This window comes from Brevibacillus parabrevis (assembly GCF_022701015.1).
Classification (GTDB): domain Bacteria; phylum Bacillota; class Bacilli; order Brevibacillales; family Brevibacillaceae; genus Brevibacillus; species Brevibacillus parabrevis.
Genome location: NZ_CP064090.1, coordinates 653,870 through 677,500, shown reverse-complemented (window position 1 = coordinate 677,500; position 23,631 = coordinate 653,870). Strand labels below are relative to the sequence as shown.

General features: G+C 50.2%; 28 protein-coding genes and 2 other annotated features (1 of these 30 running past the window's edge). Of the genes, 27 read left to right on the top strand and 1 reads right to left on the bottom strand.

Features of this window, described 5'->3' with window-relative positions:
- The 9 genes from IRJ17_RS03265 to pssA form a co-directional block, all read left to right on the top strand.
- Nucleotides 1–437 carry the end of an MGDG synthase family glycosyltransferase gene (locus IRJ17_RS03265; protein ID WP_063231142.1) on the top strand. Its footprint begins 685 nt before the window's first position, so the window shows 437 of its 1,122 coding nt (coding positions 686–1,122); its start codon lies off the left edge, out of view; it ends in the stop codon at nt 435–437.
- Between the two features lie 31 nt (nt 438–468).
- Nucleotides 469–1,143: an HAD-IA family hydrolase gene (locus IRJ17_RS03260; protein WP_122966818.1), complete on the top strand. Its 675-nt coding sequence runs from the start codon at nt 469–471 to the stop codon at nt 1,141–1,143.
- 262 nt (nt 1,144–1,405) lie between these two features.
- Nucleotides 1,406–1,870 (top strand): CtsR family transcriptional regulator, encoded by a 465-nt coding sequence (locus IRJ17_RS03255; RefSeq protein ID WP_063231140.1) that lies wholly within the window; start codon nt 1,406–1,408, stop codon nt 1,868–1,870.
- A 33-nt stretch (nt 1,871–1,903) separates the two neighbouring features.
- Nucleotides 1,904–2,422, top strand: a complete 519-nt coding sequence (gene mcsA / locus IRJ17_RS03250; RefSeq protein ID WP_063231139.1) for a protein-arginine kinase activator protein McsA — start codon at nt 1,904–1,906, stop codon at nt 2,420–2,422.
- Nucleotides 2,423–2,442: 20 nt separating this feature from the next.
- A complete protein-coding gene (gene mcsB, locus IRJ17_RS03245) occupies nt 2,443–3,513 on the top strand; it encodes a protein-arginine kinase McsB (RefSeq protein ID WP_122966817.1) in 1,071 nt (356 codons plus the stop codon).
- A gap of 73 nt (nt 3,514–3,586) precedes the next feature.
- Nucleotides 3,587–6,037: an ATP-dependent Clp protease ATP-binding subunit gene (locus IRJ17_RS03240; protein ID WP_122966816.1), complete on the top strand. Its 2,451-nt coding sequence runs from the start codon at nt 3,587–3,589 to the stop codon at nt 6,035–6,037.
- 102 nt (nt 6,038–6,139) lie between these two features.
- Nucleotides 6,140–7,507, top strand: coding sequence for a DNA repair protein RadA (gene radA, locus IRJ17_RS03235; RefSeq protein WP_063231136.1), 1,368 nt, complete (start codon nt 6,140–6,142; stop codon nt 7,505–7,507).
- Nucleotides 7,508–7,516: 9 nt separating this feature from the next.
- Nucleotides 7,517–8,593, top strand: a complete 1,077-nt coding sequence (gene disA, locus IRJ17_RS03230) for a DNA integrity scanning diadenylate cyclase DisA (RefSeq protein WP_122966815.1) — start codon at nt 7,517–7,519, stop codon at nt 8,591–8,593.
- A 117-nt stretch (nt 8,594–8,710) separates the two neighbouring features.
- Entirely contained in the window at nt 8,711–9,439 is a 729-nt protein-coding gene (gene pssA / locus IRJ17_RS03225; protein ID WP_063231134.1) for a CDP-diacylglycerol--serine O-phosphatidyltransferase, read from the top strand.
- 93 nt (nt 9,440–9,532) lie between these two features.
- Here the strand turns inward: pssA and IRJ17_RS03220 are convergent, their stop codons facing one another.
- Complete coding sequence (locus tag IRJ17_RS03220; RefSeq protein WP_063231133.1) at nt 9,533–9,928, bottom strand: nucleoside triphosphate pyrophosphohydrolase family protein; 396 nt, start codon at nt 9,926–9,928, stop codon at nt 9,533–9,535.
- A gap of 287 nt (nt 9,929–10,215) precedes the next feature.
- On the opposite strand from IRJ17_RS03220, the gene IRJ17_RS03215 reads away from it, so the two are divergent.
- The 18 genes from IRJ17_RS03215 (at nt 10,216) to IRJ17_RS03130 (ending at nt 23,436) form a co-directional block, all read left to right on the top strand.
- Nucleotides 10,216–11,304: a PIN/TRAM domain-containing protein gene (locus IRJ17_RS03215; RefSeq protein ID WP_122966814.1), complete on the top strand. Its 1,089-nt coding sequence runs from the start codon at nt 10,216–10,218 to the stop codon at nt 11,302–11,304.
- Between the two features lie 38 nt (nt 11,305–11,342).
- Nucleotides 11,343–12,029 (top strand): 2-C-methyl-D-erythritol 4-phosphate cytidylyltransferase, encoded by a 687-nt coding sequence (gene ispD, locus IRJ17_RS03210; RefSeq protein WP_217023409.1) that lies wholly within the window; start codon nt 11,343–11,345, stop codon nt 12,027–12,029.
- 3 nt (nt 12,030–12,032) lie between these two features.
- A complete protein-coding gene (ispF, locus tag IRJ17_RS03205) occupies nt 12,033–12,506 on the top strand; it encodes a 2-C-methyl-D-erythritol 2,4-cyclodiphosphate synthase (protein ID WP_063231130.1) in 474 nt (157 codons plus the stop codon).
- Between the two features lie 82 nt (nt 12,507–12,588).
- Nucleotides 12,589–14,055, top strand: coding sequence for a glutamate--tRNA ligase (gene gltX / locus IRJ17_RS03200; protein ID WP_242773178.1), 1,467 nt, complete (start codon nt 12,589–12,591; stop codon nt 14,053–14,055).
- Between the two features lie 25 nt (nt 14,056–14,080).
- Nucleotides 14,081–14,342, top strand: a binding site (T-box leader).
- Nucleotides 14,343–14,430: 88 nt separating this feature from the next.
- On the top strand, nt 14,431–15,096 hold the full coding sequence (cysE, locus tag IRJ17_RS03195; protein ID WP_063231128.1) for a serine O-acetyltransferase: 666 nt from the start codon (nt 14,431–14,433) through the stop codon (nt 15,094–15,096).
- Nucleotides 15,077–16,483 carry a cysteine--tRNA ligase gene (gene cysS, locus IRJ17_RS03190; RefSeq protein WP_122966811.1) on the top strand — a complete coding sequence of 469 codons (1,407 nt, stop codon included), beginning with the start codon at nt 15,077–15,079 and terminating at the stop codon, nt 16,481–16,483. The genes cysE and cysS overlap by 20 nt, the downstream gene beginning before the upstream one ends.
- Nucleotides 16,484–16,500: 17 nt before the next feature.
- Nucleotides 16,501–16,902, top strand: a complete 402-nt coding sequence (locus IRJ17_RS03185) for a Mini-ribonuclease 3 (protein ID WP_063231126.1) — start codon at nt 16,501–16,503, stop codon at nt 16,900–16,902.
- 3 nt (nt 16,903–16,905) lie between these two features.
- Entirely contained in the window at nt 16,906–17,661 is a 756-nt protein-coding gene (gene rlmB / locus IRJ17_RS03180; RefSeq protein ID WP_063231125.1) for a 23S rRNA (guanosine(2251)-2'-O)-methyltransferase RlmB, read from the top strand.
- A 1-nt stretch (nt 17,662) separates the two neighbouring features.
- Nucleotides 17,663–18,187, top strand: coding sequence for an NYN domain-containing protein (locus tag IRJ17_RS03175; protein WP_122966810.1), 525 nt, complete (start codon nt 17,663–17,665; stop codon nt 18,185–18,187).
- Nucleotides 18,188–18,269: 82 nt separating this feature from the next.
- Nucleotides 18,270–18,920, top strand: coding sequence for an RNA polymerase sporulation sigma factor SigH (gene sigH / locus IRJ17_RS03170; RefSeq protein WP_005828894.1), 651 nt, complete (start codon nt 18,270–18,272; stop codon nt 18,918–18,920).
- 293 nt (nt 18,921–19,213) lie between these two features.
- Nucleotides 19,214–19,363 carry a 50S ribosomal protein L33 gene (gene rpmG / locus IRJ17_RS03165; protein ID WP_003392018.1) on the top strand — a complete coding sequence of 50 codons (150 nt, stop codon included), beginning with the start codon at nt 19,214–19,216 and terminating at the stop codon, nt 19,361–19,363.
- Nucleotides 19,363–19,611: a preprotein translocase subunit SecE gene (secE, locus tag IRJ17_RS03160; protein ID WP_063231123.1), complete on the top strand. Its 249-nt coding sequence runs from the start codon at nt 19,363–19,365 to the stop codon at nt 19,609–19,611. The genes rpmG and secE overlap by 1 nt, the downstream gene beginning before the upstream one ends.
- 45 nt (nt 19,612–19,656) lie before the next feature.
- Nucleotides 19,657–20,193 carry a transcription termination/antitermination protein NusG gene (gene nusG, locus IRJ17_RS03155; protein ID WP_063231122.1) on the top strand — a complete coding sequence of 179 codons (537 nt, stop codon included), beginning with the start codon at nt 19,657–19,659 and terminating at the stop codon, nt 20,191–20,193.
- Nucleotides 20,194–20,376: 183 nt separating this feature from the next.
- Nucleotides 20,377–20,802: a 50S ribosomal protein L11 gene (rplK, locus tag IRJ17_RS03150; RefSeq protein ID WP_005828886.1), complete on the top strand. Its 426-nt coding sequence runs from the start codon at nt 20,377–20,379 to the stop codon at nt 20,800–20,802.
- 90 nt (nt 20,803–20,892) lie between these two features.
- Nucleotides 20,893–21,576 carry a 50S ribosomal protein L1 gene (gene rplA, locus IRJ17_RS03145; protein ID WP_122966809.1) on the top strand — a complete coding sequence of 228 codons (684 nt, stop codon included), beginning with the start codon at nt 20,893–20,895 and terminating at the stop codon, nt 21,574–21,576.
- A 42-nt stretch (nt 21,577–21,618) separates the two neighbouring features.
- Nucleotides 21,619–21,783 (top strand) — a sequence feature (ribosomal protein L10 leader region).
- 24 nt (nt 21,784–21,807) lie between these two features.
- On the top strand, nt 21,808–22,323 hold the full coding sequence (gene rplJ / locus IRJ17_RS03140; protein WP_063231120.1) for a 50S ribosomal protein L10: 516 nt from the start codon (nt 21,808–21,810) through the stop codon (nt 22,321–22,323).
- Nucleotides 22,324–22,378: 55 nt separating this feature from the next.
- Nucleotides 22,379–22,741, top strand: coding sequence for a 50S ribosomal protein L7/L12 (gene rplL / locus IRJ17_RS03135; RefSeq protein WP_063231119.1), 363 nt, complete (start codon nt 22,379–22,381; stop codon nt 22,739–22,741).
- A gap of 98 nt (nt 22,742–22,839) precedes the next feature.
- Nucleotides 22,840–23,436 carry a class I SAM-dependent methyltransferase gene (locus IRJ17_RS03130; RefSeq protein ID WP_122966808.1) on the top strand — a complete coding sequence of 199 codons (597 nt, stop codon included), beginning with the start codon at nt 22,840–22,842 and terminating at the stop codon, nt 23,434–23,436.
- Nucleotides 23,437–23,631 lie beyond the last annotated feature (195 nt).

Genomic DNA, 23,631 nt, shown 5'->3' with positions numbered 1-23,631 from the left:
TGAAAACGTTTGTGTTGACCGGAACCAACGAGAAGCTGTACAAAAAAGTGACGAACAGAAGCTATCGTCACGAGGTAGTCCCGCTTAAATTTATCAACAATTTTCACGAGTATCTGGAGGTTGCCGATTTAATCGTGACCAAATCTGGCGGACTGACCTCAGCCGAGGTCATGAGCAAACGGGTGCCGATGATTATTTACAACCCGTTGCCTGGACAGGAAGAACGGAACAGCCACTTCCTGTTGAACAACGGCTGTGCTGTACATGCCAATTTGTCGGAGCAGCTCATTTACTTTATCGATGAATTGTTGCACAGTCCATCAAAAGTTGACTATATGCGACGCATGGGACAAAAAATATCAAAGCCGGATGCCGCTCAGCGCATCGCCGAATTTATTTTGGACGACATGAGCATGGTGCAGGCTGAAACAGACTAATGTTCTCGGAAGCCCTGACAGGAGGTTACCTATGAGTATACCGTTTGCTATTTTCTTCGACATGGATGGCACATTGCTGCAAACGGAAAAGTTGTCGACGCCCGCCTTTGTGCGGACGTTTGAACGATTGAGAGAAACAGGCTTGTGGCAAGGCGAGACGCCGAGCGAGGAAGACCTGGTCAATGTACTGGGAATGACCATCGAGCAAGTTTGGCAAAAGCTGTTGCCAGGCGCAAGTGAAGAAGCAGTCCACGCCGCAGATACTTTTTTGCTGGAAAATGAAATTGCCTTGCTGAAGGAAAAAGTGACCGATTTATACCCAGGAGTGAGGTCAACTCTGGAACAGCTTCACGCCCAGGGGATTCCTCTGTTTGTCGCGAGCAACGGACAAGAGGAGTACATCGAGGCCATATGCCAGGAGTATGGGCTAAAGCCGCTGTTGACGGATTTGTACTCCGCAGGAAGGTTCCGTACGCGCTCGAAAAATGATCTGGTGGCAAAGCTCCTCTCTGACTATGACATCGCGCACGCGTACATGGTGGGGGATCGTCACTCGGATATCGAGGCCGGGACAGCAAACGGCTTGTTTACAATCGGTTGCGACTTTGGCTTTGCCAAACCGGGAGAGCTGGATGGCGCCGATATGATCATTACAGATTTCCCGCAATTGCTGGATCATTTGCCAGCGATCGACACCAAATCATAGAGCCTGACATAACCATTCCTTTAGGGGAGTGGTTTTTTTCATACTTAGCAACCCGACATTTTCGTAAAAAGAGCGCAACGCTTGTCGCTTATGCCCGACAAAAGGCTCGCCACCTGACTGTTTTGCATGGTTTCAAGCGACCGGATTTTGCCCACACTAGAAAGTGTATGGATCACTTGCAAGGGCGCCATAAACCCATTATAATTAAAGTCAAAGATAGTCAAAGTCAGTAGATGACACATATGGAATAGGAGGCGATGACTTGCGTAACATCTCGGACATCATTGAACAGCACTTGAAAGGCATTTTGACACAAAGTCCTAATGGCTCGGTCGAGATCCAGCGTAGTGAGCTTGCCGACTTATTTCAATGTGTACCGTCGCAAATCAATTACGTCATCAACACGCGATTTACTGTACAAAAAGGGTACATTGTAGAAAGCAAGCGTGGAGGCGGGGGTTACATCCGCATTCGCAAGGTACAGATTGTGAGCAAGGCGCGATTGCAGGAATTGCTGACCGAGGAACTGATTGGAGAAAGCATTTCGCAGAGTGTGGGGAACGCGATTGTGGAAAGGCTGTTCGAAGAAGGACTGGTCAATGTCAGGGAAGCGACCTTGATGAAAATCGCAACCTCACGAAATGTTTTGACTCTGGATGCTGAATTGCGAGATCGTTTGCGGGCAAATATTTTAAAGCAGATGATTGCGGCTATCTTGTTGAAGTAAACGAAGCATGTATGTGTTAGGGGGTAGGATGTAATGAACTGTGAGGAATGCGGAAAACGACCGGCGACACTGCACTTGACGAAAATCGTCAACGGCGAGAAAACCGAATACCATATTTGTGAGCAATGCGCTTCCGAAAAAGGGGACGTCTTTACCGGATTTCACAATTTCAGCATCAACAATCTCCTTTCAGGACTGTTAAAATTTGACCCCATGCAAAAAAACGGACGCGAGCCTGCCACCAGTAAGCCGCTCCGTTGCGAAACTTGCGGACTCACGTATGCCCAGTTCAGCAAAAGCGGCCGCTTCGGTTGCAGCGATTGCTACACCTTCCTGGGCGATCGACTCGATCCGTTGTTCCGCCGTATCCATGGCAATACGCAGCATAGCGGCAAGGTTCCGGAGCGCACAGGCGGACAGTTGAAAATCCGCAAAGAGCTGGAACAACTAAAGCGTGCGTTGCAAAACCATGTCGCCAGTGAAGAGTTTGAAAAAGCGGCAGAGATGCGTGACCGGATACGTGCGCTGGAACAAAAAATCGCTCAATCGTAACAAGGGGAGGTAAGCTGGTCATGTCACAACAGCAGTTTATGCAAAACCCGTGGAGCAATTGGATGAAAGGAGAAGGTCCTGATTCCGATATCGTCATCAGCACACGGCTGCGCATCGCCCGAAACCTGCGCCAGCACCCTTTTCCGTTACTGGCGACAGACTCGCAAGGGGAAGAAGTCGTCAGAAAGGTGACGGAAGTGAGCGAATCGGAGGCCATGCGCAAGCTCCAGCAGCTTCAAGTCCTCAACATGGACCAGATCAACCCGTTGGAAAAGCGGGTGCTGGTGGAGAAGCATCTGATTAGCCCTCATTTGGCGGAGGAATCGCGAAAAGGTGCTGTGCTGTTGAGTCCTGACGAGTCGGTCAGCATCATGGTAAACGAAGAGGATCATATTCGAATCCAGGTGCTGCTGCCGGGGTTTCGCCTGAACGAAGCATGGGAAATAGGAACAAAAATAGATGATGTTTTCGAGAAAAATTTAAACTTCGCGTTCGATGAGACGAGAGGCTACCTTACAAGCTGTCCGACCAACGTCGGCACAGGCATCCGGGCTTCCGTCATGCTGCATCTGCCAGCACTGGTGATGACGCAGCAAATCAGCAGAATTTTGCAGGCCATCAATCAGGTTGGCCTCGTCGTTAGAGGAATTTACGGGGAAGGCAGCGAAGCACTAGGAAACCTGTTTCAGCTGTCCAACCAAGTCACGCTCGGGATGTCGGAAAGCGATATTCTCTCCAACCTGTATGGCGTAGCCAGACAAATTATCGAGCAAGAACGCGTTGCCCGTACTTATTTGCTGGAGCATACACGCATATCTTTGGAAGACCGCATCTTCCGTTCCTACGGCATCTTGATGTATGCACGCACTGTGGAGTCCAAGGAAGCAGCTCAACGCCTCTCCGATGTGCGCCTGGGCATTGACCTGGGCATTATCTCGGGAGTATCGCCACTGGTGATGAACGAGCTGTTGGTAACAACCCAGCCTGGCTTCTTGCAGCAGCATGCAGGGCAAAAGTTGACGCCAGACCAGCGGGACGAGAGAAGGGCTCGGCTGATTCGGGAGAGGCTCAGTACGACGGGCTCAGCTTGATTGTTTCTCAGACATAAGGCATCACAGCAGTTAACCTATAGAGAAAAAACATGGTTACACGGAGGTGTACGATATGATGTTTGGACGTTTTACAGAACGAGCACAAAAGGTACTGGCGCTTGCCCTGGAAGAGGCGGTGCGTCTCGGCCACAAGGATATTGGGACTGAGCATGTACTGCTGGGACTGATTCGGGAAGGCGAGGGTATTGCTGCCAAGGCATTGCAATCGCTCGGGCTTGGTCTCGATAAAATCCAGAGCGAAGTGGAGTCGTTGATCGGACGGGGAACAGAGCAGTCCGGTAGTAATTACACCCCAAACTATACACCTCGTGCGAAAAAAGTAATTGAACTGTCCATGGATGAAGCGCGCAAGCTCGGCCATACTTACGTAGGAACAGAGCACATTTTGCTCGGTCTGATCCGCGAAGGCGAAGGCATCGCTGCGAGAATCATGAACAACTTGGGAGTCAGTCTGAACAAGGCGCGCCAGCAGGTGCTGCAATTGCTGGGAAGCTCCGAAATGATGGCGTCGCATCAGCCTTCCGGCGGCAATCCGGCAGCGAATACGCCTACTCTGGACGGTCTGGCACGGGACTTGACTGCGATTGCACGCGATGGCGGGCTTGATCCTGTCATTGGCCGCCAAAAAGAAATCGAGCGTGTGATTCAGGTACTTAGCAGACGCACCAAGAACAACCCTGTCTTGATCGGGGAGCCTGGTGTGGGGAAAACGGCGATTGCAGAAGGTCTGGCTCAAAAAATCGTGAACAACGAGATTCCCGAAACTCTCCGCGACAAGCGCGTCATGACGCTGGATATGGGAACAGTAGTGGCGGGAACCAAATATCGCGGTGAGTTTGAAGACCGCCTGAAAAAAATCATGGACGAAATTCGCCAGGCAGGAAACATCATCCTGTTTATCGATGAGCTGCACACGCTGATCGGGGCTGGCGGAGCGGAAGGCGCAATCGACGCTTCCAATATTCTCAAGCCGGCACTGGCTCGCGGTGAACTTCAGTGCGTAGGGGCAACCACCCTGGACGAATACCGCAAGTACATCGAAAAAGACGCCGCGCTGGAGCGTCGCTTCCAACCGATTCAGGTGGATGAGCCGACTGCCGAGGACGCGATTCGCATCTTGCACGGCTTGCGCGACCGTTACGAAGCCCACCACCGTGTGAAAATTACCGACGAAGCTATCGAGCAGGCAGTTAAGCTGTCTGACCGTTATATTACCGATCGTTTCCTCCCTGACAAAGCAATCGACCTCGTCGATGAGGCGGCTTCCAAAGTGCGCTTGCAATCGTTCACCGTCCCGCCTAACCTCAAGGAGCTGGAAGGGCGTCTGGAAGAAGTGCGCAAGGAAAAAGACGCTGCCGTGCAATCGCAGGAGTTTGAAGAGGCAGCTGCACTCCGTGATCAGGAGCAGAAGCTGCGCGAGGAACTCGACAAAACGAAAAAAGACTGGAAAGAGCGTCAAGGCCAGTTGAACATGGAAGTAACTCCTGAGGACATCGCCACTGTGGTAGCCAGCTGGACTGGTATTCCGGTGTTGAAGCTGAAGGAAGAAGAAACAGAGCGCCTGTTGAAAATGGAAGATATTTTGCACGACCGTGTTATCGGCCAGGACGAAGCGGTCAAATCGATTTCCCGAGCGATCCGCCGTGCCCGCGCTGGTTTGAAGGACCCGAAACGTCCAATCGGTTCGTTTATTTTCCTTGGCCCTACAGGTGTAGGGAAAACCGAACTCGCTCGCGCTGTAGCTGAGACACTGTTTGGAGATGAAGACGCCATGATCCGCGTCGACATGTCCGAGTACATGGAGAAACACTCTACAGCACGTCTCGTAGGGGCTCCTCCAGGGTATGTAGGCTTTGACGAAGGCGGTCAGCTGACGGAAAAAGTGCGCCGCAAGCCTTACTCGGTCATCCTGCTGGATGAGATCGAAAAAGCGCACCCGGATGTATTCAACATTTTGCTCCAGGTGCTGGATGACGGCCGATTGACTGATTCCAAAGGACGCACAGTAGACTTCCGCAACACCGTCGTGATCATGACCTCCAACGTAGGTGCAAGCATGATCAAGAAAAATACGACACTCGGTTTCACTACCAACGACACCGAGAAGAAATATCAGGATATGAAAGACAAAGTCATGGATGAGCTGAAAAAGAGCTTCCGCCCTGAATTTCTGAACCGTATTGATGAAGTGATCGTGTTCCACTCCCTGGAGCAGGAGCACATCGAGCAAATCGTGTCCTTGATGACCGACGAGCTGCGCAAGCGTTTGAAAGAGCAGAGCATCGACTTCCAACTGACCGAGGAAGCCAAAAAGCTGCTGGCAAAAGAGGGCTTCGACCCGGCATACGGTGCGCGTCCGTTGCGTCGTGCCATCCAGCGCCATATCGAAGACAATTTGTCGGAAGAACTGCTCAAAGGCAACATCAGCAAAGGCGATACGGTCAACATCGAAGCCGAAGATGGCAAGCTGGTTGTCAAGCGACTGGAAAAAACTAAATCGTAAGCACAAAATAGCAGAGAATGCCTCCTGTTCTGGGAGGTATTCTTTTTTTCAATGCGTAACTATGATAAAAGTAGAAAAGAAATTCCAAGTGAGGGTGCGATTATGTCAAAGTATAAAACGAAATACGCGTGTCAAGAATGTGGCTATGAATCGCCTAAGTGGATGGGAAAATGCCCTGGCTGCGGCAGCTGGAACACGTTGGTCGAGGAAGTGACAGTGAAAGCAGCCCCTCGTCATGAAGGAATCAGCGGCGGTACGCGTCAGGCGGCTATTCCTTTGACGCAGGTCGCCAGTGCAGAAGAACCGCGCATGGACACGACGATCGGAGAGTTGAACCGTGTTCTCGGCGGCGGGCTGGTACCAGGCTCCCTTATACTGGTCGGCGGCGATCCGGGTATCGGGAAATCTACATTGCTGTTGCAGACCTCTTTTGCCTTGGCTCATAAAGGGGCCAAAGTGCTGTACGTATCAGGCGAGGAGTCGGCAAAACAAATCAAGCTTCGCGCTGATCGCCTGCATATGCAAACACCCCCGATGTTTGTGTTGGCAGAAAATGATTTGGATTTGATCGAGCAGCATATTAATCAAGTAGACCCTCACGTATTGATCATTGACTCGATCCAGACAGTCTTCCATCCCACGGTTCAATCCGCAGCCGGAAGTGTCGCACAGGTGCGTGAGGCTACCGCTCAACTGATGCGCATCGCCAAAGGCAAAGGGATCGGGACCTTTATTGTCGGCCACGTGACCAAAGAAGGTTCGATTGCAGGTCCGCGCATGCTTGAGCATATGGTGGACGCGGTCCTTTATTTTGAAGGCGAGCGCCACAATACGTTCCGAATCCTGCGTGCTGTCAAAAATCGATTCGGTTCGACAAACGAGATCGGCATTTTCGAGATGAAAGATCGCGGTCTGGAAGAGGTGGCAAACCCTTCGGAAATTTTTCTGGCCGAACGTCCTTTTGGCGTGGCAGGCTCCACCGTCGTAGCGAGCATGGAGGGCACTCGTCCCGTCCTGGTCGAGCTTCAGGCACTCGTAGCCCCAACCAGCTTCGTTACGCCGCGCAGAATGGCTACAGGCGTCGACCATCAGCGTGTGGCGATGATCATGGCTGTTTTGGAAAAGCGCATGGGGATGATGCTGCAAAATCAGGACGCGTATGTCAATGTCGCAGGGGGCGTCCGCTTGGATGAGCCGGCTGTCGACTTGGCGATCGCGGTCAGCATTGCCAGCAGCTTCCGTGACCACGCCACGAATCCGCATGACGTGGTGATCGGGGAGATCGGTCTGACGGGAGAGGTGCGTGGCGTATCGCGCATCGAACAGCGCGTGCGGGAAGCGCATAAGCTCGGCTTCAAACGCGTAATCATCCCGGAGAAAAATATTCGCGGCCTGGATGCTCCTGACGATATTCAGGTGATCGGGGTCAGCAATATCGCAGATGCTTTGAACGAGGTGATAAGGAGGTAAGGGCGGGATATGCAGGAGAACACCAAAAGAACTCCGCTGTTCGGCGATGTGCTTCGTTTGGTCGCACCCGGAACGCAGCTTCGTGAAGGGCTGGAAAATGTTTTGCGCGCAAAAACCGGCGGCCTGATCGTCGTCGGTTACGGACCGGAAATGAAGCAAATCGTCGATGGCGGTTTTTCCATCAATTGCGATTTTTCTCCTGCCCATTTGTATGAATTGGCGAAGATGGATGGGGCGATTATAGTAAGTGAAGACGCCAAGCGAATTTTGTACGCCAATACGCAACTGTTCCCGCCGGCATCCATCCATACCAGCGAGACAGGGACGCGACATCGGACGGCGCAACGAACGGCCATCCACACCAACTACCTGGTCATCGCCATATCGCAACGACGCAATGTTATCACGTTGTATCAAGGGAATTTCCGCTATGTGCTGAATGAAATCAGCGTCATTTTAGCCAAGGCCAATCAGGCTGTGTCCACCCTGGAAAAATACAAGGCCGTGCTGGATCAGACGATGACCAACCTGGGCGCTCTGGAATTTGAGGAACTGGTCACCCTGCATGAAGTTGCTTCTGTGCTGCAGCGGATCGAGATGGTGCTTCGGATCAAGACGGAAGTTTCCAAGTACATATGTGAACTTGGTGTCGAAGGCAGACTTGTCAGCATGCAATTGGAGGAGCTTGTGTCGAATATTGGCGAAGAAGCGCACATGCTTATTCGCGATTACGCCAAAGATTCGTCTTACGCTCCTGAGCTTGTACTGGGCGAAATGAAAAAGCTAAGCTCGGAGGAAGTGCTGGAGTTGGGGTCTTTCCTGCGCGTTCTCGGATTTTCGGCAAGCGCCAGCATGCTGGAGGAGTCGGTGTCGCCCAGGGGCTACAGAATTTTGTACAAAATCCCCAGATTGCCAATTTCTATCATCACAAACCTCGTCGCACATTTCCATTATTTGCCCAGAATTATGATGGCAACGATTCAGGAATTAGACGAAGTAGAGGGGATTGGAGAGGTGCGGGCCAGGGCGATCAAAGAGGGTCTGAAACGGATTCAGGAACAAGTGTTCATTGACAGGCACATTTAAAGTAGAATAGGATAAAGGCATTATTTGTTATTCAACATTTGCCCAGGGGACTTGAAAGCGAAAGTCAGCTTGACAGGATACACTGTCTCCTCTGCAAAAGAAATCAGGAGGTAGTCTATGTTCGTGAAATCGTTGCCGAACATGCTAACCGTAAGCAACTTGTTTCTGGGAGTCTTGGCAATTATTCTTGCGTTTCGAGGAGATCATTACGTCGATTATGCGGCGATCACGGTGATCATCGGCATGCTGGCCGACGGGTTGGATGGACGCGTCGCTCGTATGTTGAATGCGCAAAGTGAGTTTGGAAAGGAACTCGATTCGCTTTCTGACGTCATTACGTTTGGGATAGCTCCGGCTTTCATCATGTATGTTGTTGTCCTTCAGCACTTCGATCTGCTGGGGATTCTCATTACGGCCATCTTCCCGATCTGTGGGGCGCTCCGTCTGGCGAGATTCAACGTCCAGGCCGGGGTTCCGGGATATTTCATCGGATTGCCAATCACAGCTGCCGGCGGTGTGCTGGCGACTCTTGCGCTTTATCACCAGGTTTTCAACCCGGTACTGCTTGCAGTGAGCATGCTGCTCCTCGCCTTCCTCATGGTATCGAAGGTCAAGTATCCCAACTTCAAAAAGGTCGGGATTCCAAAATCCGCTTACTGGATTACGCCCATTATTATCGCCATCGTCGTCGTTGTTGCGATCAAGTATCCGCAACAGTTTCCGAAGATCGTCTTCTTGCCGCTTGCCTTTTACGCCCTGTACGGAATAAAAAAAAACGTTGACTTTCTCGTCAAAAAATTACGCAAGCGGAAAAACAAAGAAGAAGAATCTGTGCCATTTGAATAAGCCAGGCAATGAAAAAACCCGCACTTCGATGTGCGGGTTTTTCGTTTTTGTATGCAACTTTTCGTAGGGTTCATTCGTAATACGAGTGTGGGGTTAAGAAAGATTGAACACGCCCAGGGTATTCAGCCGGTTTGCCTCTTTTTGCAGGACGTCTTCCAGTTTGATGTCTGTGATGTTGCACAAGGCGGTCAGGTAAAAAAGATTTTTGCCAAGCTCTGCTGTGACTACATCGCGACAATGCTCGCATAGTGGGCCGTTAAAGTGAGTGTCCAGGTGGGACTTGTTCTCCTCCAGGTTTTTGCTGGAATCGTAACTTTGCTTTTTGGCTACCACTTCAACACAACCGCATTCGGTGATGGCTTTGGTCAGGGAGCGATTGATGCGAGATGCCGTCTCCTGAACTTTGGACATGACGTCCAGTACGCTTCGATGTCGGATCAAAAGCTCTGATACTTGCGTTTGAAAGTCGTCTACATTTCGTTTGTCCATATCAATTCACCTCTGCTTTAGGCTGATCGTATCGTCACAATTTTCGCTCATTGTGTTACTGCCATTATAAGAAGGGAGTCTGGTCGCTGTCAATTTGCCCGAGAAGGAAACAGGTGTTTGAGGTTGACGGGAAAATGACAACTATGTTAAAATTTTTGGCTATTTGACATGGTAAAATCATTTTTGCTATAGTGAGGGAAAGCGACAATGAAGCAATTTCGCTATTTGGAAAGTTACAGGGTTTTACTCAAAGGCTTCTGTCTATATTAATAAAAGGAGGTGAAGGCATGGTACGCCGCATAGGAAAAATCTTTTTTGTCTTGGTTGGCGGTGGCTTGGGCTACCAATACGGTGCCGAACTGTTTTCGCTGCTTAACCCGCTTTTGAATTTTGGAGTAGTTGGTGGAGCGCAATATATTGGGGCGGTACTTGGTGCCATTCTGTTCTTCTTTTTAGCTAATTGGCTTTTGGACTACGTCTTGAAAGTAGTTCGCTGGGGAGAAGAGACTCTCGTCAAAATGCCGATTGTTGACGTGATGTTCGGAGCGATGGGGTTGATTAGTGGTCTTATTGTTGCCTTTTTATTATTCCTGCCCATCAGTAAAATTCCGTTTCCGGTAATAGGTGATCTGTTGCCGCTGGTTGTTTCCGGGTTGCTTGGCTATCTGGGCTTTCAGGTAGGATTTCGCAAGCGGGACGAGATTATGTCGGTTTTCTCGATTGGACGCAAGGATAAGAAAAAGGAACAGGCTGCAACAGCAACAAATGTCGAGCACAAAATTTTGGACACGAGCGTCATTATTGACGGACGCATTGCAGATATTTGCCGTACGGGCTTTTTGGAGGGCGTACTGGTCATTCCGGGCTTTGTCCTGGAGGAACTGCAACACATTGCCGATTCTTCTGATGTACTGAAACGAAATCGCGGCCGTCGAGGCTTGGATATTCTCAACAAGATTCAGAAGGAAATGAAGGTCAAGGTTCAAATCTGGGAAGGCGACTTTGAAGAAGTATCCGAAGTGGACAGCAAGCTGATCAAGCTGGCGAAGGTCATGAACGGGAAAGTCGTCACCAACGATTTCAACCTGAACAAAGTATGTGAATTGCAAGGCGTGGCTGTATTGAACATCAACGATTTGGCGAATGCCGTGAAGCCTGTCGTCTTGCCAGGGGAAGAAATGAACGTGCAGGTCATCAAGGATGGAAAAGAGCACGGTCAGGGCGTCGCGTATCTCGATGACGGCACGATGATCGTCGTGGAAGGCGGACGCGAATACATTGGCAACGACGTGGATGTACTGGTCACCAGTGTACTGCAAACATCTGCGGGACGAATGATTTTCGCGAAGCCGAAGCTCTTGGAAAGAGCACTGTAAGAAGAGACGAGAAGCAGACGACGGGAGAGAATGAAAAAGTGAGTACGGGTGTCGTGATCGTTGCTGCCGGTTCGGGGAAAAGAATGGGCGGCCAACGGAACAAACTATGGTTGCCGCTTGCCGGAGAACCGATTTTGGCTCACACAGTTCGCCTTTTCGCCTCGCATCAGGACATCGACCAGATCGTACTGGTAGTGAGCGAGCCGGACTACGCTGACGTGCTGGCCTTGCTCAAGGCCGAAAACTTGCCAGTAACGGTCGCCTTGGGCGGCAATGAGCGGCAGGACAGCGTCAGAAACGGTTTGGCTGCCTTGGCAACCTCCTGTACCTACGTGCTTGTTCACGATGCGGCACGGCCATTCGTTACCAAGCAGCAGATCAGTGACATGATCAGACAGGTGCAGCGCGATCAGGCTACGATCATGGCTGTACCTGTCAAAGATACGATAAAAGTGGTGGGGGCATCAGGCTTTGTGGAAGATACCCCGGCACGGGAAAGCTTGTGGGCGGTTCAAACCCCACAAGCTTTTCGTATGTCTTTGCTGCAAGAAGCGCATGAGGCGGCGAAAAAGGCGGGCAAGCTCGGTACGGATGATGCCATGCTGGTCGAATGGCTCGGCCATCCGGTTTCAGTCATGCAGGGAAGCTATGAGAATATCAAGATCACTACGCCGGATGACTTGTGGCTGGGTGAAGAGATTATGCGAAAGCGAAGGGGAGAGTAATTCATGCGTATTGGACAAGGATTTGACGTGCATCAACTGGTAGAAGGCCGTCCGTGCATTATCGGCGGCATCACCATTCCGTACGAAAAGGGGCTGCTCGGCCATTCTGACGCCGATGTGCTGCTTCACGCGATCAGTGACGCGATTCTCGGTGCGATTGGCGAAGGCGATATCGGCCGCCATTTCCCTGATACAGATCCTGCGTTCAAAGGAGCGGACAGTGTCGTGTTGCTTGAGCATGTGTGGAAGCTGGCAAAAGAGCGCGGCTATCGCCTGGGCAACGTCGATGCGACTATCATCGCGCAAGCTCCCAAAATGGCACCTTACATACCGCAAATGTGCGAAGTCATCGCTCGTGTACTGGAGGCAGAAGATGCTTCCCAGGTTAACGTGAAGGCGACAACATCGGAAAAGCTCGGTTTTACAGGCAGAGGAGAAGGAATCGCGGCCCAGGCTGTATGCTTGCTTGTCAAGTAAAGGGGCAAGGTGTAACATAAAGCCTTAGAAACGTATTCATGAAAGATCATAGCCTTTTACATTCACAAGGATGGTGCTATCAATGGCGAAAGAAATCCGCACGCGTTATGCGCCGAGTCCTACGGGGCATTTGCACATCGGCGGTGCGCGCACAGCGCTTTTTAACTATCTGTTTGCCAAACATCACGGCGGTTCGTTTATTGTCCGGATCGAGGATACAGACCAAACGCGCAATAAAGAAAATGCCGATGAAGAGCAAATGAAAAACTTGAAGTGGCTCGGAGTCGAATGGGAAGAAGGCACGGATGTGGGCGGCCCTTATGGCCCGTACCGCCAAACCGAGAGATTGGATATTTACCGCCAATATATCGATCAACTGCTTGCGGAAGGCAAGGCTTACTACTGTTACGCGACGAAGGAAGAGCTGGATGCAGAGCGCGAAGAGCAACTGGCGCGCGGGGAGACTCCGCGGATTTTGGAGAAGCATCGCCACGTGACGGAAGAACAGCGCGCGCAGTATGAAGCGGAAGGCCGCGTGCCGTCCATTCATTTCCTTGTGCCGGACAACCGCGAATACGTAGTAAACGACCTGATCCGCGGACAGGTGACATTCAACTCGAACGAAATGGGAGACTTCGTCATCTGTCGTCCTGACGGAATCCCTACCTATAACTTCGCTGTCGTAATCGACGACTACCTGATGAAAATCAGCCACGTCATTCGCGGCGAAGAGCATTTGTCCAACACGCCTCGACAACTGATGATCTACGAAGCTTTCGGTTGGGAAGCTCCTGACTTTGCTCACTTGGCGCTGATTCTCAATCAGGACGGCAAGAAGATGTCCAAGCGTGATGAGAGCATTTTGCAGTTCATCGAGCAATATCGCGATCTCGGCTTCTTGCCGGAGGCGATTGTGAACTTCCTCGTCCTGTTGGGCTGGTCGCCAGGCGGCGAAGAGGAAATTTTCCTCATCGATGATTTGGTCAAGCTGTTCTCCATGGAGCGCGTGAGCAAGTCGCCGGCTGTATTCGACGCAACCAAAATGAACTGGATGAACAACTACTACCTGAAGCGTCAACCGCTCGATCTGATTACAGATATGTGCGTGCCGCACCTGCAAAAAGCGGGCTTCATCGAAGAGACGCTGTCTGACGCCAAACGGGAATGGGTACGCAGCATTGTCGCCCTGTACCAGGAGCAAATGTCTTACTGTGCACAAATCGTTCCGCTGGCTGCCCTTTTCTTCCTGGACGAAGTGGTGTACGATGAAGAAGCGACAATGGTGCTGAAAGAACCGCAGCTTCCGGAAGTCCTCGCTTCTTTTGTGAAACACCTGTCAGCCCAAGATGCATATAATGTGGATGTCATCAAAGCGGCGTTGAAGGAAGTGCAAAAGGAAACAGGCCACAAAGGAAAGGCGCTGTTCATGCCTGTACGCGTTGGTACAACAGGCCAGGCGCATGGCCGCGATTTGGCTGAGACTTTGTTCCTGCTCGGACGTGACAAAGTATTGGCGCGCGCGCAGCGTGTGATTGAAAACGGAAAATAGCCTGTAACAAGGCACATGATATAAAACGAATGCGACGATCAGGAGAAGTACGTCAGGTTACACGTTTACAGAGAGGATGGTGGGGTGAGAACCATCCAGCGTGCCCTGTTCGGAAATGCGCCTGTGAGCAGTGAGCTGAACATGTCGGACTCTTCGGACGACACCAGTAGGTGACATCGGTTCCCGCCGTTATCGGGATGTAGAGCGAGATCGTTTGTCTGGCCGTTTTTAGCCAGAGGCCACAGCGATCTAAGCAGAGTGGAACCGCGGTATAACCCGTCTCTGTCCCTTCGTGTTGATGAAGGGGTAGGGGCGTTTTTTATTTTTCCGACCTTAGATCTAGCAGAAAATCCAGGCAGGAGGTGCCACCCAACTATGTTCGCACAGATGAAAGATGACATTCAGGCTGTATTTGAAAGAGACCCGGCAGCACGCAGTGCATTGGAAGTTGTCATGACCTATTCAGGTTTGCACGCCATTTGGGGGCACCGGATTGCTCACAAGCTCTGGAAGGCCGAGTGGTGTACACTCGCGCGGATTGTTTCGCAGGTCGCTCGCTTTTTCACAGGGATCGAAATTCACCCAGGCGCACGCATTGGCCGCGGACTGTTTATCGATCACGGTATGGGCGTGGTCATCGGGGAAACATGCGAAATCGGCGACAATGTTACGATCTACCAAGGTGTCACGCTCGGAGGAACCGGCAAGGAAAAAGGCAAGCGCCATCCCACAATCGGCAACGATGTGATTATCGCGACGGGTGCAAAAGTTTTGGGGTCTTTCAAAATTGGCGATAATTCAAAGATAGGGGCTGGCGCAGTCGTTTTGCAGGAAGTGCCGCCCAATTCGACCGTAGTAGGAATCAAGGCGCGCATCGTCATTCAGGATGGCAAACGCGTCAAACACGATCTGGACCACGTCAACATGCCTGACCCGGTTGCAGACACGATTCGTCTCATGCAAAAGGAAATTGATCACTTGCGCAAAGAATTGGATCTTTTGAGGGAGGATAAAAAGAACCATGGGCATTCAGCTGACTAACACAATGACACGCCGAAAGGAACCGTTCGTTCCTTTGGAGCCGGGCAAGGTGAAAATGTACGTGTGCGGCCCGACCGTGTACAATTACATTCACATCGGAAATGCTCGTCCGGCTATTGTTTTCGACACGCTTCGCCGTTATTTGAAGTATCGCGGTTATGAAGTGACTTTTGTACAAAATATCACGGATGTGGACGACAAGCTGATTCGGGTGGCGAACGAGGAAGGAACGACCGTCAAGGAAGTGGCTGACCGTTACACAGATGGATACAACCAAGACCTCGGCACATTGAATGTTCTGCCGCCTGACATTCAGCCGCGCGTGATGCAAACGATCCCGGAAATCATTTCGTTTGTCGAAGGGCTGATCGAAAAAGGCTATGCGTACGAGAGTGAGGGAGACGTGTACTTCCGCACCGGGCGTTTTCAGGAATACGGAAAACTTTCTCACCAGCCGCTGGACGATTTGCAGGCAGGCGCTCGCGTCGAGATCAACGAGAAAAAGGAACATCCGCTCGACTTCGTGCTCTGGAAAGCTGCCAAGCCAGGAGAAGTTACGTGGAGCAGCCCGTGGGGAGACGGCAGACCAGGCTGGCACATCGAATGCTCGGCTATGGCGCTGAAGTTCTTGGGCGAGGAAATTGACATCCACGCGGGTGGAACCGATCTTGTGTTCCCGCACCATGAAAATGAGATTGCCCAATCCGAATGCTTTACCGGAAAAGTGTTTGCCCGCTACTGGCTGCACAACGGGATGCTCAACATCGACAACGAAAAAATGTCCAAATCCCTCGGCAATTTTTTGCTTGCCCGCGATCTGGTAGGGAAGTTCGGAGGCCAGCTGATCCGCTTTTTCATGCTCCAGGGGCACTACCGCAACCCGATCAATTTCAGCTACGAATTGCTTGAACAAGCGGCGAACGGCCTTGATCGCATCAAAACAGCGTATACAAACCTCTCCCACCGTCTGGATACGGCAAGGGAAGAAGAGCCGAACGGACAATCCGGGGAGCAGGCGCGTATCATTTCGGAATTGCGGGATCGGTTCATCGCCGAAATGGACGACGACATCAATACAGCGAACGCGATCACTGTCATTTTCGACGTGGTGAAGGAAGCGAACCTGTACTTGCGCCATCAAAATGTAGGGGCGGCCGAGGTGCGCGCTTACATGGAGCTGATCGTGGAGTTGACAGAGGTTCTTGGGCTGATCGTTGCAGAAGAGCAAGAGCTGTTGGACAGCGAGATTGACGCATTGATCGCAGAGCGCACAGAGGCGCGCAAAGCGAAAAACTTTGCCCGTTCTGACGAAATTCGCGATTTGCTCGCGGCAAAAGGAATCGTGCTTGAGGACACGCCACAAGGTGTTCGCTGGCGCCGAAAATAAGGGGCCGAAGAAACAAGATGCAAAAAGAAGAATTGACCCGAGATCCCAACCTGACAAATCCACTCGTGCTCGCCTTTCTGGGCGATGCTACCTATGCGCATTGCGTGCGGTACCATCTGATCGCCAAGGGGCTGGTTAAACCTAACCAGCTCCACAAGGCGGCCAATCGTTACGTGTCAGCCAAGGCACAGGCCAATGTGCTGCTTACGCTGATGCCGACATTGCCGGAGGATGAGTTGAATGTGGTGAAGCGGGGACGGAATGCGAAGTCTGGTTCTACCGCCAAAAATGCCGACATTATCGACTACCGGCATGCCACGGCCTTTGAAGCGCTGATTGGCTACTTGTATTTGTGCGGAAAAGAAGAGCGGATCGCAGAAATTGTGCAACAGGCGTTTGCTATTGTGGAAGGAGAGTAAGGCATGAGTGAAGAGTGGATTTTGGGGAAAAACCCCGTCATTGAAGCGCTGCGGTCCGGGCGCACTATCAATAAAATCTGGGTTGCGGAAGGGACCAACAAAAATCTGATGGCACCCGTTTTTGCTTTGGCAAAAGAGAACGGGGTCATCGTGACGACAGCTAACCGCAAAAAGCTGGATCAGCTCGTATCGACGGACAACCACCAGGGAGTTGTGGCATCGGTAGCTGCTTATGATTATGTCGAAGTGGACGATATTTTGAAACGGGCAGAGGAAAAAGGCGAGCAGCCGTTTATTTTGCTGCTGGACGAGCTGGAGGACCCGCATAACCTCGGCTCGATCATGCGTACGGCGGATGCTGTGGGAGCGCATGGAGTCGTCATTCCGAAGCGCAGATCGGTCAGCCTGACCGCAACAGTGGCAAAAGCTTCTGCCGGAGCAATCAATTACGTGCCGGTTGCGCGCGTCACCAATCTCGTGCGCACGATGGAGGAATTGAAAGAACGGGGAGTCTGGATTGCAGGAACAGACGCGAGTGCCAAGCAGGACTTCCGCCAGGGCGATTACACGATGCCGCTCGCAATCGTCATCGGCAGCGAAGGAAAAGGGATGAGTCGCCTCGTACGGGAAAACTGTGATTTCCTTTACAGCCTTCCGATGGCGGGAAATGTGACCTCTCTGAACGCTTCTGTAGCTGCTGCTTTGTTGATGTATGAAGTATATCGCTCCAGGAGTCCACTTCCGACGCGGGTGAAGTAAAATGGCAAAAAGAAAAGCCAAGCAGCTGTTGATCGTAGACGGCTACAATATCATCGGTGCCTGGCCAGAGCTGCGCGTTTTGAAGGATCAGGAACGGATGGCTGAGGCGCGCGATCTGTTAATCTCCCAAATGGCAGAGTACCAAAGCTACACCGGGACAAAAGTGATTATCGTGTTCGACGCGTACAACGTCCCGGGTATCGGTCGGCAGATGGAAGACTTTCTGGTTGAAATTTATTTTACGAAGAAAAAGGAGACGGCTGACGAGAAAATTGAACAGCTTGTCTCCGAATTTAACCAAAAAAATCGACAAATTTATGTAGCGACTTCTGACTACACATCCCAACGTGTTATTTTTGGACAGGGAGCCTTGCGCAAATCCGCGAGGGAGTTATTGCTGGACATGGAAAACGCAGGCAAGGAAATCAAGCAACAGGTTCAAAAAACGCATGAAGAACGCTTCTCCAAACGGGTTGTGCTGAATGACGAAATAGCGAAAATATTCGAAAAATGGAGAAGGGAATAACTTGGATTCGGTTGACGCTTTTTTATGGCATCATGTATAATAGCGTCATCTATGGAGAAACCGGTTGGCGGAGGGATCATTTGTGAGCGTTGACCTCAAGGAGTTAAAACATGCCCAATATGAACTAATGACCGACGAAGAAGTAGTCGACCTGGTTCGCGATAATGATGCCGAAGCTCTGGAGTATTTGATCAACAAATACAAGAACTTTGTGCGTGCCAAAGCGAGATCCTATTTTCTTATTGGGGCTGACCGCGAAGACATTGTACAAGAAGGCATGATTGGTCTGTACAAGTCCATTCGCGACTTCAGAGGCGACAAGCTCACGTCGTTCAAGGCATTTGCCGAGCTTTGCATTACCCGTCAAATCATCACGGCGATCAAAACGGCGACCAGGCAGAAGCACATTCCGCTCAATTCGTACGTTTCGCTGGACAAGCCTATTTACGACGAGGATTCTGACCGTACGCTGCTTGATGTGATTTCTGGAACTAAAGTAACCGATCCCGAAGAGCTGTTCATCAATCGCGAAGAGTTTGATGACATCGAAGGGAAAATGAGTGAAATTTTAAGTGATTTGGAGCGGCAGGTGCTGATGCTCTATTTGGATGGACGATCCTATCAGCAAATTGCCGTTGAGCTAAAGCGCCATGTCAAATCTATCGATAATGCGTTGCAACGCGTCAAGCGCAAGCTGGAACGCTATCTGGAAGGCAGAGAGATTCATCTGTAAAACAGGGAATCTCTTTTTGTTTTTTCGCGTCATTGGGGCCAAAAAGCTTTGTACATAACGAGACTTCGGGTGAATATGGAAGCAAAAGCCCTTCTTTTTGTCAAGTCATTTTGTTTGACATGGGTATTTCGGTATGATAAATTTATTTAGGTAGCCATAGACTCTTATCTCTCTGTTCTATGGTTACTTTGATGAATGAAATGGTCAGGAAAAAGTAGCGGTTTTCCCGTACTATTTGTCATTGAGTACATTTAACGAATAGCAGGTTTGAAATGAGATGGAGGTGGCAATAAATGCGAGTAAACATCACGTTGGCGTGCACCGAGTGTGGCGAGCGTAACTATATCTCCACAAAAAACAAGCGAACCACTACTGAACGTGTTGAGCTGAAAAAGTATTGCTCCCGTGACAAGAAGCAAACCCTTCATCGCGAGACGAAGTAATGGTTGATGCGACGAAGTCAGGGGGTGGCAAAGTGGGTTTTTTAGCACGAATCGGAGCCAGTTTTCGCCGTACCGGTGATTTCTTTGGCGACGTAATGTCCGAACTAAAGAAAGTCCGTTGGCCGAACCGCAAGGAATTGACCACGTATACGCTGGTTGTTCTCATTACGGTTGTGCTTCTGGCAATATTCTTCTTCGTCGTTGATTTGGGAATCTCGCGCTTGATCGATTTGATTCTAGGAAAGTAATTTTGCAAGTCTTAGGAGGGACGGACGGTTAACGTCCTGGTGGATATGGAAAAAGCATGGTATGTCGTTCATACGTACTCAGGTTACGAAAACAAGGTTAAGACGAACCTGGAGAAGCGCGTCGAGTCGATGGGCATGGAAGACAAGATCTTTCGCGTTCTCGTTCCCACTGAGGAAGAAGTGGAGACTAAGGATGGCAAAAAGCGCACCGTCACGAAAAAGGTTTTTCCTGGATACGTCCTTGTTGAAATGGTGATGACGGACGACTCTTGGTATGTCGTGCGAAACACTCCTGGGGTTACCGGCTTTGTCGGATCCACGGGCGCTGGCTCTAAGCCGACAGCGCTGCGTCCTGAAGAGGCCGATACGATTCTCAAGCAAATGGGGATCGAAATTCCCAAGATCAGAGTCGATTTTGCTCTCCGCGATATGGTGCGCGTCACAGATGGTCCATTTTCTAATCGCACCGGGGAGATTATCGAGATTTACCCGGACAGACAGAAGGTTCGCGTATTGGTGGACATCTTCGGTCGCGAAACACCGGTGGAGCTAGACTTTACACAAGTTCAAAAATTGGATTAGGATTCAACTTGAAAAGTATCGCGCTATGTGGTACATTTCATTTTGTTTTAACAATCCCACAACAATATCTGGGGTTTCTTGCACTCTCACTATAGATCGAAAGTCTTTTACGAGACTTTCTTAATAAGGTGGGAGGGGGCATTCCCCCGTAATAACCACATGTGAAGTAAGGAGGTGTCTTACGTGGCTAAGAAGGTTATCCGCGTAATTAAATTACAAATCCCAGCAGGTAAAGCGAATCCTGCACCTCCAGTAGGTCCGGCACTCGGTCAAGCTGGTGTAAACATCATGGGGTTCTGTAAAGAATTCAATGCACGTACAGAAAGCGAAGTTGGCATGATCATTCCGGTGGAAATCACCGTGTTTGAAGACCGCTCTTTCACTTTTATTACAAAAACTCCTCCAGCTGCAGTTCTGTTGAAGAAAGCTGCTGGTATCGAGTCCGGATCCGGCGTACCGAACAAAACAAAAGTTGCTACGCTGAAACGTGATAAAGTTCGCGAAATCGCTGAACTGAAACGTCCTGACCTGAATGCTGCATCCGTGGAAGCGGCTATGCGCATGGTGGAAGGTACTGCACGTTCCATGGGTATCGTAATCGAAGACTAATTGTCTTGAGTGCAAGGGGGCACAGACGTTGTGCCCCCCTGTCTGTGGGAGGATTAACCGCTACGACCACATTGAAGGGAGATTTAAATCATGGCAAAAAAAGGTAAGAAATATCAAGAGGCTGTAAAGCTCGTTGATAAAAACAAAGTATACGAAGTAGTTGAAGGCATTGAGCTGGTTAAAAAAGCAGCTACTGCTAAATTCGACGAAACAGTTGAAGCAGCATTCCGTTTGGGTGTAGACCCTAAACGTGCTGACCAACAAATCCGTGGCGCTGTAGTACTGCCACACGGTACTGGTAAAGTACAACGCGTTCTCGTATTCGCTAAAGGCGAAAAAGCAAAAGAAGCAGAAGCTGCTGGCGCTGACTTCGTAGGCGATGCAGACATGATCGCGAAAATTCAAGGTGGCTGGTTCGACTTTGACGTCGTAGTAGCTACTCCTGACATGATGGGTGAAGTAGGTAAATTGGGTCGTGTACTCGGTCCAAAAGGCCTGATGCCAAACCCTAAAACCGGAACTGTTACTTTCGACGTAACAAAAGCGGTTAACGAAATCAAAGCAGGTAAAATTGAGTATCGCGTAGACAAAGCAGGTAACATCCACGCTCCTATCGGAAAAGCATCCTTCGATGCTGATAAGCTGGCTGAGAACCTGGCAGCTCTGACTGAAGCACTGAACCGTGCGAAACCAGCTGCGGCTAAAGGCGTTTACATGAAAAATGTAACCCTGAGCTCCACTATGGGCCCTGGCGTACGCGTAGCTGTAAAATAATGACACTTGACTTCCTTTTGGGAAGTTGTTAAGATAGTCCCTGTTGATGAAAAGAATATGCCGTAGACAGAAGGTGCGGTACTTGCGAGAGTAACGCTTAATATCCCTCCGAGGCGTGTAATGTACGAAAGAGGAAACATTGATTTCCTTTGACGATAGAGCATTATGCCCTCGTGATGTCTGCGAGGGCATTCTTCATTTTCTAGGATTAGAGCACGGGAGGTGTAAACAATGGCAGAAATTCGTCCAACCGTTATTCGTGAAGAGAAAGTACAAGCGATCAACGAAATCGCAGCCAAGCTCCGCGAGAGCCAAACCACAGTGGTGGCTGACTACCGCGGTCTGACTGTAGCCCAAGTTACTGAGCTCCGCAAACAACTGCGTGAAGCTGGTGTTGAGTTCCAGGTGTTGAAAAACTCCCTGACTCGTCTGGCTACTGAAAAAGAAAGCTTGACTGAACTGGATCAATATCTGACTGGCCCGAACGCTTTGGCGTTCTCCAAAGACGATATCATCGCTCCAGCGAAAGTTATTGCTGAATTCGCGAAGAAAAACGACAAGCTGGAAATCAAGGGTGGCGTGATCGAGGGCAAAGTAGTTGGTGCTGAACAAATTCATGCACTGGCAACTCTTCCTTCCCGCGAAGGTCTCTTGTCCATGCTTCTCTCCGTCCTGCAAGCTCCAATGCGCAACGTTGCACTGGCAGTCAAAGCAGTGGCCGAGCAAAAAGAAGGTCAAGGCGCTTAATCGTCTGATCGGCTGATGTTTCAATAAAACTATCCATTGAATGGAGGATTTCAAAATGTCTAAAGAGCAAATCTTGGAAGCCATCAAAGGCATGTCCGTTCTCGAATTGAACGACTTGGTAAAAGCAATTGAAGAAGAATTCGGTGTAACTGCTGCTGCTCCTGTAGCTGTAGTTGCTGGTGGCGCTGCTGAAGCTGCTGCTGAGCAAACTGAGTTCACTGTAAACCTGGTAAGCGGCGGAGCTTCCAAAATCAACGTTATTAAAGTTGTTCGCGAGCTGACTGGTCTGGGTCTGAAAGAAGCAAAAGACCTGGTAGACAACGCTCCAAAAACACTCAAAGAGGGCGTTTCCAAAGACGAAGCAGAAGCTCTCAAAGCAAAACTCGAAGAAGCTGGCGCACAAGTAGAAGTGAAGTAAGTTAGCTTTCTTTAGAAATTCCCCTTGCCTGCGGCAGGGGGTTTTTCTGTAAGAGGACGGCGAGTTTTTTTCAATCGATGAGGAAGGGTGAATCACACGTGGGAGATCACTATTACACCAGTCAACCGGGAACGGCGCATGACGAACAGCAATTTTCGTTTGTGCTTCGCGGGAGGGAGCTTCGCTTCACCACTGACGCCGGTGTTTTTTCCCGGGACCGGATTGATTTTGGCAGTGTATTGCTCATCGAAAACATGGAGATCGGCAGTCACGCTCGGGTTTTGGATGTGGGGTGCGGCTACGGGCCGATTGGCTTGACCGCTGCCACGCTGGCTGACCAAGGAAAAGTGACGATGATCGATGTGAACGAGCGTGCGGTTGACCTGGCTCGTCGGAATGCCGAAAGAAACGGAATCAAAAATATCGAAGTGCGGGTCAGTGATGTTTACAGTGCCGTGCAAGGTGAGCAGTACGACGTCATTTTGACCAATCCGCCGATTCGGGCGGGCAAAGAAATTGTACATCGCATTTTTACTGAAGGACATGAGTTGCTCGTTGAAGGTGGAGAGATGTGGGTAGTCATTCAGAAAAAGCAAGGCGCCCCGTCTGCATTGAAAAAGCTGCAAGAAACCTACCGTGAAGTGATAGAAGTGGATCGGGAAAAGGGCTACTCCATTTTTCGCGCAATCAAATAGTCAAGCGACAATCATTAGAAAACTTTTCTTGACGTGAATATTTGATTGTGGTAGCATTATAAAATGTCAATATGGGATAAATGTCTATTTTTCAGTAATTCCCTGTTTGTCAAGCGTTTCTACTTTTTTCCTGAAAGAGGAATGTTTGTGTAAAAACATGGGAATTCTTTTAAAATAGAGTTTCTCTGGGTTAAA

Coding starts and splice junctions, on each gene's coding strand:
- IRJ17_RS03240 (WP_122966816.1), top strand. CDS start 3,587: ATGATGTTTGGACGTTTTACAGAACGAGCACAAAAGGTACTGGCGCTT.
- rpmG (WP_003392018.1), top strand. CDS start 19,214: ATGCGAGTAAACATCACGTTGGCGTGCACCGAGTGTGGCGAGCGTAAC.
- rplJ (WP_063231120.1), top strand. CDS start 21,808: ATGGCAGAAATTCGTCCAACCGTTATTCGTGAAGAGAAAGTACAAGCG.
- ispF (WP_063231130.1), top strand. CDS start 12,033: ATGCGTATTGGACAAGGATTTGACGTGCATCAACTGGTAGAAGGCCGT.
- mcsA (WP_063231139.1), top strand. CDS start 1,904: ATGAACTGTGAGGAATGCGGAAAACGACCGGCGACACTGCACTTGACG.
- rlmB (WP_063231125.1), top strand. CDS start 16,906: ATGAGTGAAGAGTGGATTTTGGGGAAAAACCCCGTCATTGAAGCGCTG.
- IRJ17_RS03260 (WP_122966818.1), top strand. CDS start 469: ATGAGTATACCGTTTGCTATTTTCTTCGACATGGATGGCACATTGCTG.
- IRJ17_RS03220 (WP_063231133.1), bottom strand. CDS start 9,928: ATGGACAAACGAAATGTAGACGACTTTCAAACGCAAGTATCAGAGCTT.
- cysE (WP_063231128.1), top strand. CDS start 14,431: ATGTTCGCACAGATGAAAGATGACATTCAGGCTGTATTTGAAAGAGAC.
- radA (WP_063231136.1), top strand. CDS start 6,140: ATGTCAAAGTATAAAACGAAATACGCGTGTCAAGAATGTGGCTATGAA.
- IRJ17_RS03175 (WP_122966810.1), top strand. CDS start 17,663: ATGGCAAAAAGAAAAGCCAAGCAGCTGTTGATCGTAGACGGCTACAAT.
- pssA (WP_063231134.1), top strand. CDS start 8,711: ATGTTCGTGAAATCGTTGCCGAACATGCTAACCGTAAGCAACTTGTTT.
- disA (WP_122966815.1), top strand. CDS start 7,517: ATGCAGGAGAACACCAAAAGAACTCCGCTGTTCGGCGATGTGCTTCGT.
- rplL (WP_063231119.1), top strand. CDS start 22,379: ATGTCTAAAGAGCAAATCTTGGAAGCCATCAAAGGCATGTCCGTTCTC.
- rplA (WP_122966809.1), top strand. CDS start 20,893: ATGGCAAAAAAAGGTAAGAAATATCAAGAGGCTGTAAAGCTCGTTGAT.
- cysS (WP_122966811.1), top strand. CDS start 15,077: ATGGGCATTCAGCTGACTAACACAATGACACGCCGAAAGGAACCGTTC.
- nusG (WP_063231122.1), top strand. CDS start 19,657: ATGGAAAAAGCATGGTATGTCGTTCATACGTACTCAGGTTACGAAAAC.
- gltX (WP_242773178.1), top strand. CDS start 12,589: ATGGCGAAAGAAATCCGCACGCGTTATGCGCCGAGTCCTACGGGGCAT.
- secE (WP_063231123.1), top strand. CDS start 19,363: ATGGTTGATGCGACGAAGTCAGGGGGTGGCAAAGTGGGTTTTTTAGCA.
- IRJ17_RS03215 (WP_122966814.1), top strand. CDS start 10,216: ATGGTACGCCGCATAGGAAAAATCTTTTTTGTCTTGGTTGGCGGTGGC.
- mcsB (WP_122966817.1), top strand. CDS start 2,443: ATGTCACAACAGCAGTTTATGCAAAACCCGTGGAGCAATTGGATGAAA.
- IRJ17_RS03185 (WP_063231126.1), top strand. CDS start 16,501: ATGCAAAAAGAAGAATTGACCCGAGATCCCAACCTGACAAATCCACTC.